The organism is Carboxylicivirga sp., assembly GCF_982718395.1.
This window is the reverse complement of the sequence record NZ_CEXQWX010000069.1, coordinates 1-13947: the sequence shown is the minus strand read 5'-3', so window position 1 is coordinate 13947 and position 13947 is coordinate 1. Positions and strand designations below refer to the sequence as shown.

Here is a 13947-nt window from a genome sequence, read left to right as displayed (position 1 = left end):
AAAACAGATCAATGAAAAAAATAAGTCTTATTATATCAGCATTTACAATATTGATTTTTGCATCGTGTGATGACTATGTAGATATTGTACCAAGAGGTTCAGCAATAGCTGAAAACCTTGAAGATGTGGATGCGCTATTGGATCATGGAATGATGTTATCAGGAGATCCCGGTAATAATAATACCGTAGCACTTTATGTGAATGACAATATAGTTATGCTTCAGGCGGCTCAGGATTATTATGGGCTAATTCCTCTTTTTAAGCATAAGGTTAACATCTATAATTTAGAGAGTACATTCTATCTTCCCCATGAGACAGATCAGGGGTGGATTAACCCTTATACTTCAATCGGCAGATGTAACTACATCATTGAGATTACGCCCGGTATGGCTGGTGATGATCTTGTTAAGAATCAATATGTAGGTGAAGCAAAAGTACATAGAGCTCACGCTTACTGGCGCTTAGTCAACTTATTTGGCCAGCATTATGGCAGTGCTAATGCCAGTGAAAGTGGTTCGGGTGTGCCCATATTAACTCAATTTGGTGATATTGAAACTTCATTGGATAGAGCATCAGTAAATGCTGTTTACGAATTTATTGAGTCTGAATTGATTGAAGCCATTGATTTGTTAAGAGAAGGTCGTCCGTTTATTGACAGGGTTAATAAAGCTGCTGCACAAGCTATGTTGGCTCGTGTATACCTGCATATGGGTAAATACGCAGAAGCATTAGAGCTCACAAATGATGTTTTGGCGTTCAACTCCAACCTGATGGATTATAATGACTTGACTGGTATGGTGCCGCGAGGGGCAGAAAATCTGGAGAATATTCTGTACAAAGAAGTTTTACCACCCGCTTATTATACCTTTTTAGGACCGACGGCTGAGTTAGGTTATAGCGAATCATTGGTTAATGCTTTTGATCAACCGGATTTTGATCTTCGAATATCAAAATTAGCTTCAATAAATGGCGATGGTATTTATGTTATTAATGACATCAGCAGTGGCTTTCCAATTGGTGTAACAGTTCCTGAAATCATGTTAATAAAAGCAGAGTGTCTGGCTCAGGATGAAGGTAAAAAAGATGAAGCAATGGATGTACTTAATACTTTAAGGGAAAAACGCTTTTTTACAGATGCGGTAGAAGCAGGTGAACATTTACTAACGGCAACAGATAAACAGGATGCCTTAAATAAGATTTTTGATGAGAGAAGACGCGAATTTAATATTTTGGGCATGCGTTTCTTCGATATCAAACGTTTGAATCAGCAGTACAACGATGTGAATATTTCCTTGGTTCGTGATGATGTAACCTGGGGACCAAATAGTATCAATTGGGCTGTTCCGATTGGTGAAGGAATAATAGAAACAGGTGGTGGTCAGATAAAACAAAATCCGCGCGAATAACTGTTTGTAATTTTTATGAAAATCCCTCTCATCTGGGAGGGCTTTTCTTTTTATACCGCAATAATTTATAAGCTGAATTTTTCTATTAATCGGAAAAAATTATCTGAAATTAATAAGTTGTTATGAAACATCTTTTTTATACAATTTTTCTGGTAACCATACTGGTAGCATGTGATAAAGCAGAAGCTCTGGCACCGGAAACGCAAAATGCCGGGGAACCTTCGCAGGAGAAACAGACAGAAAGTAATGAAAATGTCAAGGTTTATGAATTAAAGGAAATAACCATTCACTCTTACTTATTGGGTACCGACGGGCTTATTCTGACTGAAGATTTTAATCAAAAGATAACTTTAAAAGAAAAAAAACTGGATATCAGATTGTATGACTTTTTAGATTCGGTTTATTGGCCAGGTAAGGAGAAAGAAAGAAAAGAATATCTGGAAAAGTTTACCAATTATTTGCCGGAAGAAAAGCCACAACTGTATCATGGGTTTACCACTGTTTATGCCAAAAATATGGATGTGCATTCCTTTCAAACAATCGTACTTGATGAAATGGTCATGATAAAATTTAAGTCACGTGATGTTTATAAAAGGGGATACAGCATTACCCATATTTACAGACGTGTTAAGGGAGCTGAGAAGTAAGTTTAAAATAAATGAGTCATTTAATGGAATTGATTCAGGTTATACGCCTTTCTTGAACCTATATTAATTCAAATGATTACTTGAGTAAACAGTTAAAATTTAACAGATGAAGAAGTTAGTTTTATTATTGGCATTATTAGTCAGCTTAAATGTATTTGCTCACGGCCACGGCATTAAATTCTTTCATGGTACCTATAAAGAGCTATTAAAAGAGGCAAAGAAGCAAAACAAGAAGATATTCATCGATTTTTATACCAAATGGTGTGGTCCTTGTAAAGTGATGGCAAAAAATGAATTTACTAAGGAAGAAGTAGGTGATTTTTTCAACAAGCATTTTATATCGTATAAGGTTGATGCCGAAGTGGGCGAAGGGCCTGAACTTGCTAAGCTTTTTGGTGTAAAGGGATATCCGACACTGGTATTTGTCGATGCCAATGGCAAGCCACTAATTGATAATCCGGTTGGTGCTAAATCAGGAGAAGAACTAATTAAATTAGGAAAAGCGGCCATGGGCGAGAAAACAAAAGATTATGCCTGGTACAAAGCCAACTTTGAAAAAAATAGACAAGATTCTGATTTTTTGAAGAAGTATTACGAGGCACGTTTTAATGCGGAACGATTACCCATGTCTGTAGAAGAAACCTGGGAAGTCTATAGCTTATATCCTGAAAGTACACGATGGGAAGAACATGGACGTGGATTATGCTTGTGGAACTCACGATATGGTAATGAATTTTACAACGTTGTAAAAAAGAATAAAGACAGGTTTCCGGAGTTGAAGGAAAATAAAACATTTGCGAGCTGGTATACACAATGCCTGATAGATTACCAGACTGAAAACGAGTGGAAAGATGCCCATACTAAAATGAAGCAGGATTTTCCGAAAGTGGCAGACCAGGTATTGGAGTTATATACAATAGAACAACTGCGTATAGGTCAAAATCCTGAGCCATCAAAATATATTGTTGAAATAATAAACTATGCCAATAAGTATGGAGAGCCGGATAATTTCAGTTTTATAACCACAATTGTTGCATTAAGAGCAGAGACAATAAAGCCAGAGCATGCAAAATATATCAATAAGTTCTTCAGGCAGAACCTGGAGGAAGATCCAACGCATTTCTTTTCTGTCAGTGGTTATGCCTACTTACTTAGTAAAGCCGGAGAAAAAGAAAAGGCAAAACAGTTTGCAATTGACAACAGGAAACTAACAGAACAATATAAAGACAGTAAAAAAATGGCTTGGTCCTATAACACTATGAGAGCCATTGAAAAAGGAGAGGAGGTAAAACCTTTTAAAACTCCAGGTATGTAGGCATAGTTTATTCGTTATAATCACCCTTTACAGTTGGGTTCTCGATTTTCAATTGTAAGGCTAAGCCCGGCAGGTGCCAAGTGCCGGGCTTTTTTATGACCTGAATTCAGGCTACTCACAAAAAAATAGAACTTCATTTATTGAGTTTAATAAAAAAACATGTACGACTTAATCCGTAAAAAAAATAGTAAGACCTTGAGTAAGGACGCTTCGTTTAAAAAAATTAAGCACTTTAAACGTAGGGATGTTGTAAGTTTTGCTGGTCAGATTTCTAAATCAATGTTTTACGTAAGGAGTGGAATGTTGAAATTGTATAGAGCGGATTCTAATGGAAACCAAATAATAATTTCCATTGCAAAGGAAGGCGATTTTGTAGCTTATTATTCCTTTATTAGCCATGAACCAGAAATTTCAACATCTGAATGCATGGAGGACAGTGAGTTGTTGGAGATTAACTATGAAGATTTAGTTGATGAGGTTACTAATAATAAAATACTTCTGCATAAAATCCTTGAGAGTGCGTGTTTTTCTTTGAAAGAAGTGTCCATATCCATTTTAAACATGTCTCAATGCTCCATAAGAAGCAGGACAGCCAATGTTTTTATTATGCTGATGAATAAGTTTGAGATTAAGGAAGGGGATGAGTTTCCTTTCAGAATACGTGTATCAGAGATAGCAGGTTTAGTAGGTGCAGCCTACGAATCAGTTATCCGTACATTGGCAGAGTTAAAGAATGAGAAAATAGTAAAAAAGACGCTGTTAAAATATACAGTGCTAAACTATGGGAAACTTATACAAATTGGCAACAGGCGTTAAATATAACTTAAATAATAGCTTTGGAAGTCTACTCCCAAACGTGGGAGGTTTGTTAAGGTATTAGCCTTATCATTTTGACTGCTGGAAACGAAGGGGCAAAAGTGTCCCTTCTTTTAGAACGACTATACATTCGATACAATACAGGATGAAGGGAGTAAGAAACTTCTAAAGCCTTCTTGATTAGCCTCTATTACCACCTCTATATTCCAACTAATCCCTATTTTTGTTCCATGAGCAAAAAGGATTTGAAACTATACCTGCACGAATTAAGCAAAGAGCAACTTGAAGATCAAATTATTGATTTGTACACTCGGTTTAAAGAGGTTAAAGAATATTACGATTTCGCATTCAACCCAAAGGAAAATAAATTGATGGAAGAGTGTAAACTTAAAATCTCAAAAGAGTACTTTCCTGTCAATGGCCGAAAGCCAAAGATGAGGCGTTCGGTGGCTCAGAAATACATTCGCCATTTTAATCGATTAGGGGTAGAACCATCGTTGGTGGCTGATATCATGTTTTACCATATTGAAATTGCACAAACTTATACATCCGAACAATATGTCAGGCATGAGGCATTCTATAAGGCTATGCTAAAGGCTTTTTCAGAGGTTCTTCAGTATGTCGATGAGCATGGCATCAGAAAAGAATTTAATGATAGAATAGAGCAGGTTGTTGATATGGCTACAGAGCAAAACTGGATGAATCGACAAGGATTTGAAAGAATGTTGACACAATAATATACATCGTGCCTGGCAATGGGCCAGGTTTGCATGTAGAGGTGGCAATTCCTTACTTAGCATAGTGTCATTAGCGATTACCCTGGAGGTGAAATAATGTATTTATAAATAAAAAAACAAGAACACATAATACTTACCCAACCGCTCACGTAAATCCTTTAAAGCACGTTTTTTATGTGTTTTAACGGTGTTAACGGATATGTCCAGGTCTTCGGCTATTTCTTTTTCTTTCCAGCCATGCAAAACACTTAGTTCGAATATCTTGCGTCCCTGAGGTGGTAACTGTTCAATAGCTTGGTATAATTTGTGGTGAATGTTCTCTTCAAAAGCTGCATCGTCAAAACCCGTTTCCGTCAAATCTTTAAACATGGACTGATGATGGCTTTCTTTCCGGCTCTGATTGCGGATGTGATTAAAGGTGGCATTGCGCACAGAAGTATACAGAAATGAATCGAATGAGCCAACTTCGGAGATATACTGACGCTTTTCCCATACCTTACGAAAAATATCTATCACAATGTCTTCAGCCACCATCTTGTCATTCACATACTTCATGGATAAACCAACCAGGCGAGGATAAAAAGTATCAAAAACCTCCTTAAATACCTGTTCGTTTCCCTTAGCAATTTGCTGAATATGTTCTCCCGTCAGTTGATGCATGCTGTGTCCAAAATTATAGAAAAAAATATGTCTTTTAAACAAATGAAACCAGTATCAGTATTTTTTTCTTCTTCTAATTCGCTCAAAAAGAGTTAAATTGAATAAGAATCGAATTTTATTTTAAAAAAATAAAAAATCATGTCACCTCAAATAAAAAGTGAGGTGTGTAAGGGGTAGAATGGCATTAAACTATGAATGAACAGCATCAAATAGAAAAATGGATTGTTAAGCAATTGCTGGGTGACGTAACACCTGAAGAACAGCAGGTTCTTTTGCGTTGGCGTCAGCAAGACGAAAAGAATGAAACCCTGTACCAAAAGGTTATAAAACAGGAGCGAATCAAAGCTTCATTCGATCTGTATCAATCCATCGATAGTGATGCCGCTTTTACCAAAGTAATTGGGACGGCAGGTAAATCCCGACGCCTTATCCCCTTAGTATTAAAATATGCGGCGGCCATTGCCATACCACTGATTTTGGGTCTTAGCATCTGGCTGATGTCGGATACCGGGCAAGAGAATATGGTTCTTAGCGACAGCATTGTTCCGGGAGGTCAAAGGGCAACTGTTCTGCTGAGTGATGGTAGTGAGGTTGAGCTGGATAGTAATACTTCCTCATTTGTACTGAAAGATAAAGGGCAGGTGGTAGGTCAGGATTCATTAAACACTTTGGCTTATAACAATATTGAAACCGATGATTTAATTTACAACACTGTTAAGATTCCGTATGGAGGCGAATACCAGTTACAACTAAGTGACGGTACAAAAGTATGGCTTAATTCTGGTTCTGTACTGAAGTTTCCAGTCAGTTTTAAAGGTGATAGGCGTGAGGTTTCCTTGAAAGGAGAGGCTTATTTTGAAGTGGCCCATAATGCTTCCAGTCCTTTTATTGTACATACCGACCATTCGAATGTAAAAGTATATGGTACCGCGTTTAATGTGATGAGTTACGAAGATGAGGAGGTAGAACAGGTAACCCTGGTTGAAGGAAGCGTAGGACTTGAGGTGAATGGACAGCAAACCATGATACAACCGGGGCAGCAGGCAGAATTAAATATTAATACAACACGTGTAGAACTAAAGGAAGTGAATACTGCATTATACACCAGTTGGGTGGATGGTATTTTCAGGTTTAAAAACATGTCGATGAAGGAGATATCACGAAAACTGGCTCGCTGGTACAATGTTGATTTCTTTTTTGCCAATAACGCAGTGTCAGAGTTTCCTTTTACGGGCCGTATTAAAAGGGATGTTGACTTTGAGTACTTTATGAGTTTAATTGCAAAAACAACCAATGTGGAAATAACGATAGAAGGAAGAACCGTTTTAATCAAGGAGATAAAATAAAAGCCAAAGGATGTTGTAGCATCCCCTGGCTAATTTCATTCAAATAATTGGGTTACGCCTGAGAAACTTAACCCAACAGTTTTAAACGTTAATTACAAAATTATGAAAAAAAACCGGAAGTGGTATGCACTTTTGTGTACGCTAAGTATGCCACGAAAACTACTGTTGATTATGAGAAATAGTTTTATTCTGTTATTTGCAATCTTGCTTCAGATCTCAGCGACGGGACTTGCACACAAAGTTGTGATCAAAAAGAATAAACTCCCTTATGAGCAATTATTTAATGAGATTGAAGCACAAACAGGTATTGCTACTTTGCTCAGTAATCGTGAAATCGATTTAAATGATCAGATTATTATTGAAAGTGAGGATTATGAATTGAAAGAATTACTAAAAGTAGTTACAAAAGACACCGAATTAACCTTTGAATTAATTGATGATTACATTATTATAAGGCCGTTAAAGCCAGAGGAAAAAGTAACCGTTCAGGAAACAGGGCAGGATGAAAAGAAAATTACTATCACCGGAACCGTTAAAGATGAAAAAGGAGAACCTCTTCCATTTGTTGCCGTTCGGGTTAAAGATACTACAATTGGAAGTGTGACAACAATTGATGGTAAATATCAATTGGAAGTGCCTGATCAGGATGGTTTAATATTGGAGGTTTCGAGTTTGGGCTATACCACACTTGAATTTGCGACTCAAGGGCGCACGGAAATAGATTTTGTTTTAGTTGAAGATATTAAAGGCCTGGGAGAAGTGGTTGTGACGGGCTATCAGAAACTATCTCAGGAGCGTTCAGCGGGTTCTTTTGGAAAGGTAGGAAGCGTAGAAATTGCCAGACGAAGTAACCTGGATATTACAAACACCATTGAAGGGATGGTACCCGGTGTTTTAGTCAATGATGATAATACGATCAGTATCCGAGGGAAGAGTACAATTAATGCAATTAGTGAGCCACTGATTGTGGTCGATGGTTTTCCAACCAACCGGGGCATTAACGACATTGATGTTAACGACATTGGTTCCATTACTTTTCTGAAAGATGCTGCAGCAGCATCAATCTGGGGTGTTCGAGCCGCTAACGGTGTTATTGTAATTGAAACACGGCGTGAAGGCATTACCGGAGGGGATGTTAAAGTAGATGTTTCAAGTGTGGTATCTGTTAGTAGTGCACCTGATATTAACGACTTGCCGTTTGCTTCCAACAGTGCTTTTATGGAATATGAAAAGTTCAGGGTTGATAACAACATGGTTGATTTAGTGAGTATACCTAAACAAGCACAATCTCAATTTACAGCCGCTTACCTGGCTGACCCTGTTGCTGCGGAACAATTGGCTAAGCAATTGGCAGGTATTAATGCCTATGACGAGTTTGACGACCTTTTTATGCGCCCCATGATCAAGCAAAATTATTCCGTTATGCTGCGCAGTAAGGGCGAAAAGTCACAATCAAAAGCATCTTTTAGTATCGACGATGCTACCTCTCATTTTAAGGGGGATAAACAGACTAAATATATTGCCGATTTGTATAACAACTACAGTTTAAGCAAGAAGTTAAGCGTGAATTTAGGACTGAATTTCACTTATAATGAAGATAAGAATAATGGTTTAACGTATGCACATTTGCTTGATCTGCCGCGCTATCAGTCTATTTTGGATGAAAATGGCAATTATATTGCACAACCTTTTGGCTATGATCAAAAAACGAAAGAAGACCTGGTTGCACTTGGCTATCCTTATAACTGGGATTATAACCTGAAACAGGAATATGATAATAAAGATAATACAGCCATAACAAAGCATGTGGTGGGGCTCGCCAAAATTAATTATGAAATAATTGATGGTTTAGATGCCAGCCTAGGGTATAATTACGAGTGGACAAGCATAAAAGATGATAAACATTATAATGAATCAACTTATTACACCAGGGACTTGATCAACTCATCAACCACTTTAGATAATGGCACTCCTGTTATAGGGATTCCTGAAGGAGGGATATTAAACCAGACCGAATATTCGCGAGCCAGTTATACGGTACGCGGTTTGCTCAACTATAACAGCATGATAGCTGACAAGCATTATATAGTTGCACTGGCCGGTACAGAGGTGCGCGAAGTAACAGGCAATACCAATAATCGACTTTACTATGGTTACGATGGTCAAACCTTACAAACAGCCAGGACAAACTATGAAAGTAAATACACAGATATCAGGGGAAATCAGAAGTTCATAAATCCGGGTATTGGTTTTTCAGAAATACTAAACCGTTACGTATCCTATTTTACCAATGTTGGCTATACCTACGATGAACGTTATTCAATAAATGCCAGTGCCCGTTTAGATAAAACAAATTTATTTGGGAAGAATGATAAGTATAATAATGTATGGCTATGGTCTGTTGGTGCTTTATGGAATATCCACAATGAGCATTTTTTCAGGAGTGAGGCCGTAAACAGACTTAGTCTGAGAGCCAGTTACGGTTTTAATGGTAATGTTGATGAATCAACCAGCCCTTTTTTGGTTGCAGAAATTGCTCAAAGTAATACCACTGGTTTGCCATATGCATTTATTCAAAATCCGGCTAACCCGCTTTTGCGCTGGGAAAAAACAGGGGTAACAAATATAGGTGTTGATTTTGGTTTGTTTAACGGCCGCTTAAACGGAACGGTCGATTATTATTACAGAGACAGTAAAGATTTATTGGGAAATACCACCATTAACGGAACTTACGGATTTGACAGAGCATTCGTAAACTATGCCAGCCTCATCAACAAAGGAATTGAATTGAGTTTGAGTGGACGCATCATAAATACTGATTTTAAATGGGATGCTACATTTAACTATAGCCATAATAAAAATGAAGTAACAGAAGTTGATACACCATTAAAGACTGCCGCATCATATTTGCAGGGTACTCCTTTGGTTGGAAAACCACTGGATCATTTATATGCCTACCGTTGGGCTGGTTTATCAACTACCGGACAACCACAGGTTTATGACGAAAATGACGAAGTAACAGGTTATACACAAGAGGTATCGTCTGTCGATGCATTAGAATACATGGGAACAACTATACCAAAACATTTTGGTGGTTTCTTAAATAACTTCTCGTATAAGAATTTTGAATTATTAAGCACAGTTACCTATAATCTAGGGCATAAATTCAGGGTGCCAACTATTCAATATAGCAATTCATTGTTTGAAGGAGGTGCTTACATACATGAAGATTGGACCAGAAGGTGGCAGGAATCAGGAGATGAAAATATAACATCCATTGCGGCGGCACCAACCGATTTAAACGGATTGACCATATATGACAGGTATATGGCAAACTCAGATAACCGGGTACAGACTGCTTCGGTCATTCGCCTAGCTGAGTTGCAATTGAATTATCTGGTACCACAGAAGGTTTTGGCAAGCACATTTATAAACAATATGGTAGTTGGCTTCAAAGCGCGTAACCTGGCAACCATTACCTTTAATGATGCAGGCCTTGATCCGGATTATCTGGTAACAGGAAGTAGTGTATCATTCGCTCCAACGCCTGAATTTTCTTTTATCCTGAAAGCATCATTTTAAACCTTAAAAAGAAAGTACAATGTGTAAGTATAAATATTTAGTCATACTAATTTGTTTGAGCTTAACAGCTTGCGAAAACTACCTGGATGTTGTGCCAAAAGGGAAAGTGATTCCAACGGCGCTGAATGATTATCGATTAATGCTTGATCAAACGGAATATAATGGAGGTTCTTCAGGTTTAATCGATTGTTACTTGTCTGATATATTTCTGGGTAATGATATCACTGTAACACCATTTTCCGAAGCGATGTATCGCGAAGCAGAATTAAACATGCTGATGTTTAAAGAGCATGTTTATCTCGAAGACCAAACAGATGGTGATTGGAGTGGCCTGTATAATCAAATTTATATTGCCAATGTGGTGATTGAACAGGTAATGGATGCTGCTGATGGCACCTTGGAGGAAAGGGAAAGCCTGAGAGCAGAAGCTTATGTGCACCGCGCCTTTGCTTATTGGGCATTGGTTAACCTGTATGCGAAACATTACAATGCAGCCACGGCTGATGAAGATTTAGGAGTACCATTGCGTTTAGGTATTGATTTTGAAGAAAGCCTGAAACGGGCCAGCGTTCAAGGCGTATACAATCAAATCCTTGCCGACCTGAACAATGCGGTTGATAAATTACCTGAAACACCAGAGTTAAACATCAACTACAGGCCTACAAATGCAGCTGCCTTAGGCTTATTGGCCCGTGTTCACCTATACATGAATAATGTAGATGAGGCTGCTAATTTTGCAACACAAGCTTTGGCTTTACATAACGAACTAATTGACTTTAATACCTTGGGTACGAGTCCTATTATTCCCATATTATTGCACTACCCTGTCACTTTAGAGAATAAAGAAGTCGTGTTTAATAAAGTTGTGGGCAGTGGCAATTCGATGTTTTATATACACCCTGATCTGGTTAATTTATATGACGCGGCTAATGATTTGCGTTATCAGACCAACTGCCTGCCTGATTGGGTTTTTGGTGCGAACTACGGATTTGTTATTGCCAAATTTTTTGGAGGACAGCCTACGGTTGGTATCAACACACCGGAATTGCACCTGATACTGGCTGAATGTTATGCCCGTAAAGGAGGATCTGCTAATATTGGTTTAGCCATGGGTCACCTTAATACTTTACGCAAAAAACGTTATGCAACAGGAGCTGATTATGAGTTAAATGCTACAGATGACCAAACCGCTCTCAGATTGGTTAAGGAGGAGAGAAGACGTGAGTTGTGTTTTAATGGTCAGCGCTTATTTGATATTAAACGTTTCAATTTACTGGATGGGGATAATATTGGAGTTTCTCGTACTATTTCAGGTGAAGAGTATACGATAGAGGCATCTAGTCCTTATTTTATAATGCCAATTGCGCGCTTATACATCGATTTAAATAATGAGATAGAGCAGAATGAACGTTAGCAGGTAGAACTGTCATACAGTTTAGTATCAGAACTTGTATGTATTGTAAGAGACTGGAAAAGAGTTTTTTGCATTGTGTATGGATGTGAGAATCGTTCAGCCCATCCATTAATATGAAGCATGGGCAAGCGATAGCTTTACTGAATTTTCAATAATACAATAAAAATCAACAAATGAAACTAGTATTAAAAGGATTGCTGATCCTGTTTGTGACCATGACTTGCTCATGCACAAACCTGACAGGAAAAGAAAATATCAAGGGAAAAGTGTATAATATGGGTGATGATAAAGCCGTATTGCTTTTTCAGGGAACACCTGTTTCAGATACAGTTAAAGTGAAAAATGGTGTTTTTGCATTTAATGTACCAAATCTAAAATCAAATAAATATCTTATCTATTTTATTAATAATGAGGTGTATTTACCGGGAATACTTGATAACAATCAAATTGAAATAGTTGCCGATTTGAAACATGTGGCATACGATCATCTGCAAAAAGTCCAGATTTATGGCACCAATTATAATTACTATTTGCGGCGTTATGAGGCTACATTAGATTCATTGATGATGCGCTATGATAAAAAGTATCAGGATTTATACTTCAATAATTGTAAACGAACAGAGGTGCCGCTTGATGGGGAGAAATTTCAAAATGCAACGGCTATGATTATGAAGGAGAATCCTAATATGATGACTGAGATTAACGACCTGCGTTATGAATTGATGTGTGAAGCAGCGAACGATTACTTTATAATTGAAGCAATTAAAGGATATAAGAGCTTGTTAACGGCAGAGCAATATGAGCATCTTGTATCATTGGCTCCTGGTTATTTGAAAGAAACCAATAGCGACATGCGCAAACTGATAGGATATTCAGAAAAACAAAGCAAACTGGCCAAAGGAAAGCCTGCTATTGATTTTACCCTGGAGGATATAGATGGTAAGCCCGTTTCTTTAAAAGATTTTAGAGGGAAGATAATCATGCTTGATTTCTGGGCATCATGGTGTGGCCCTTGTCGTGCGGCTTTTCCTCATGTGCGTGAATTGTATAACAAATATAAGGATAAAGGTTTCGTCATAATTGGTGTTTCGGTTGATCGCAATGCTGATAAATGGGTCGCTGCCAGTAATGAGGAAAATATAAGCTGGATTAACCTGATTGACAATAAAAAGGAGAAGGTAGCTTCTAAATACCTGGCTGATGCTATTCCAACAGTTGTACTGATCAACCAAAAGGGAGAGATTGTTTACCGTTCAAATGATCCGTCAGGTATTGATGCCGAGTTGGAAAAGCTTCTGGAATAAGCAAAAGTAATTAGTTATAAATGGGAAATGTTCTTGATAAAGTATAGGATTAAAATCCGTTTTATATCCTAATACATAAATCTTGATACTAAAAAAACAAAAAATGAAAGAACTATTAATATTAGCCATAACCTGTTTTTCGGTTATGGGAATCAATGCACAAAAATTTACTTTAGAGGCAAACGTCCGCGGTATAGGTGATGATACAGTAATATTGTATCACTGGGGAGAACAAGTTGGTGAGCCGGTTAAAGTAAAGAATGATCGTTTCACACTTAAGCAGGAGTCGTTAAAAACGGATAACTACGTCATGAAGTTTGTTAACAATAACTACTACCTGCCAATTGAGTTGGAAGAGGGAGAGTTAAAGTTAGAAGCTTCGGTTGATTATGAAAGGGGAGGATATATTCTTGACTTTGTTGTTATCGGCTCGGAAACATATGATTTAATTCACGAATTTGCCGGACTATATACTAAAATGGTGAAAAACAACTGGCCTAAAGAGGATGCTGATAAGTACTTAGAATCGTTACTACTAAACAAAGATAAGCGTCTTGGTGACAGAGCTGATCAACTTTGGAACGATGTACAGAATGCGCATCCCGAGATGGAAACTGAATTTAATGTTATTGCTGCTAAATGGATGATCGAGCATGCTGACAAGTATGCCGTTATAAATGTATTTGGTAGCATGGTGCATAAGATAAGTATTGAGCTTCA

The 13947-nt window shown here is 37.7% G+C and carries 11 protein-coding genes; 10 read left to right on the top strand and 1 reads right to left on the bottom strand.

What is annotated here, in order from left to right:
- Positions 1-11: 11 nt before the first annotated feature.
- The 5 genes from AC4MRQ_RS13690 to AC4MRQ_RS13670 all read left to right on the top strand — a co-directional run bounded on the left by AC4MRQ_RS13690 (position 12) and on the right by AC4MRQ_RS13670 (position 4921).
- Positions 12-1406: a RagB/SusD family nutrient uptake outer membrane protein gene (locus AC4MRQ_RS13690; protein WP_491198248.1), complete on the top strand. Its 1395-nt coding sequence runs from the start codon at positions 12-14 to the stop codon at positions 1404-1406.
- Between the two features lie 122 nt (positions 1407-1528).
- Positions 1529-2053 (top strand): hypothetical protein, encoded by a 525-nt coding sequence (locus tag AC4MRQ_RS13685; RefSeq protein ID WP_491198247.1) that lies wholly within the window; start codon positions 1529-1531, stop codon positions 2051-2053.
- Positions 2054-2159: 106 nt separating this feature from the next.
- Positions 2160-3368 carry a thioredoxin family protein gene (locus AC4MRQ_RS13680; RefSeq protein ID WP_491198246.1) on the top strand — a complete coding sequence of 403 codons (1209 nt, stop codon included), beginning with the start codon at positions 2160-2162 and terminating at the stop codon, positions 3366-3368.
- Positions 3369-3527: 159 nt separating this feature from the next.
- On the top strand, positions 3528-4184 hold the full coding sequence (locus AC4MRQ_RS13675; RefSeq protein ID WP_491198245.1) for a Crp/Fnr family transcriptional regulator: 657 nt from the start codon (positions 3528-3530) through the stop codon (positions 4182-4184).
- 230 nt (positions 4185-4414) lie between these two features.
- Complete coding sequence (locus tag AC4MRQ_RS13670) at positions 4415-4921, top strand: DUF6155 family protein (RefSeq protein ID WP_491198244.1); 507 nt, start codon at positions 4415-4417, stop codon at positions 4919-4921.
- 102 nt (positions 4922-5023) lie between these two features.
- Here AC4MRQ_RS13670 and AC4MRQ_RS13665 read toward each other — a convergent pair whose 3' ends face one another.
- Positions 5024-5581, bottom strand: a complete 558-nt coding sequence (locus tag AC4MRQ_RS13665; protein ID WP_491198243.1) for an RNA polymerase sigma-70 factor — start codon at positions 5579-5581, stop codon at positions 5024-5026.
- A 191-nt stretch (positions 5582-5772) separates the two neighbouring features.
- Here AC4MRQ_RS13665 and AC4MRQ_RS13660 point away from each other — a divergent pair, with 191 nt between their 5' ends.
- The 5 genes from AC4MRQ_RS13660 to AC4MRQ_RS13640 form a co-directional block, all read left to right on the top strand.
- Positions 5773-6927 carry a FecR family protein gene (locus AC4MRQ_RS13660; protein ID WP_491198242.1) on the top strand — a complete coding sequence of 385 codons (1155 nt, stop codon included), beginning with the start codon at positions 5773-5775 and terminating at the stop codon, positions 6925-6927.
- 102 nt (positions 6928-7029) lie between these two features.
- Positions 7030-10509, top strand: coding sequence for a SusC/RagA family TonB-linked outer membrane protein (locus AC4MRQ_RS13655; RefSeq protein WP_491198241.1), 3480 nt, complete (start codon positions 7030-7032; stop codon positions 10507-10509).
- Between the two features lie 19 nt (positions 10510-10528).
- Positions 10529-11923 (top strand): RagB/SusD family nutrient uptake outer membrane protein, encoded by a 1395-nt coding sequence (locus AC4MRQ_RS13650; protein ID WP_491198240.1) that lies wholly within the window; start codon positions 10529-10531, stop codon positions 11921-11923.
- Positions 11924-12096: 173 nt separating this feature from the next.
- Entirely contained in the window at positions 12097-13227 is a 1131-nt protein-coding gene (locus AC4MRQ_RS13645) for a redoxin domain-containing protein (RefSeq protein ID WP_491198239.1), read from the top strand.
- A 103-nt stretch (positions 13228-13330) separates the two neighbouring features.
- The coding region (locus AC4MRQ_RS13640; protein WP_491198238.1) for a hypothetical protein at positions 13331-13947 on the top strand (617 nt) is incomplete at its 3' end.

What these genes read in the sequence shown, in the direction of transcription:
- AC4MRQ_RS13690 (WP_491198248.1), top strand. Translation starts at nt 12, where the DNA reads ATGAAAAAAATAAGTCTTATTATATCAGCATTTACAATATTGATTTTT.
- AC4MRQ_RS13685 (WP_491198247.1), top strand. Translation starts at nt 1,529, where the DNA reads ATGAAACATCTTTTTTATACAATTTTTCTGGTAACCATACTGGTAGCA.
- AC4MRQ_RS13680 (WP_491198246.1), top strand. Translation starts at nt 2,160, where the DNA reads ATGAAGAAGTTAGTTTTATTATTGGCATTATTAGTCAGCTTAAATGTA.
- AC4MRQ_RS13675 (WP_491198245.1), top strand. Translation starts at nt 3,528, where the DNA reads ATGTACGACTTAATCCGTAAAAAAAATAGTAAGACCTTGAGTAAGGAC.
- AC4MRQ_RS13670 (WP_491198244.1), top strand. Translation starts at nt 4,415, where the DNA reads ATGAGCAAAAAGGATTTGAAACTATACCTGCACGAATTAAGCAAAGAG.
- AC4MRQ_RS13665 (WP_491198243.1), bottom strand. Translation starts at nt 5,581, where the DNA reads ATGCATCAACTGACGGGAGAACATATTCAGCAAATTGCTAAGGGAAAC.
- AC4MRQ_RS13660 (WP_491198242.1), top strand. Translation starts at nt 5,773, where the DNA reads ATGAATGAACAGCATCAAATAGAAAAATGGATTGTTAAGCAATTGCTG.
- AC4MRQ_RS13655 (WP_491198241.1), top strand. Translation starts at nt 7,030, where the DNA reads ATGAAAAAAAACCGGAAGTGGTATGCACTTTTGTGTACGCTAAGTATG.
- AC4MRQ_RS13650 (WP_491198240.1), top strand. Translation starts at nt 10,529, where the DNA reads ATGTGTAAGTATAAATATTTAGTCATACTAATTTGTTTGAGCTTAACA.
- AC4MRQ_RS13645 (WP_491198239.1), top strand. Translation starts at nt 12,097, where the DNA reads ATGAAACTAGTATTAAAAGGATTGCTGATCCTGTTTGTGACCATGACT.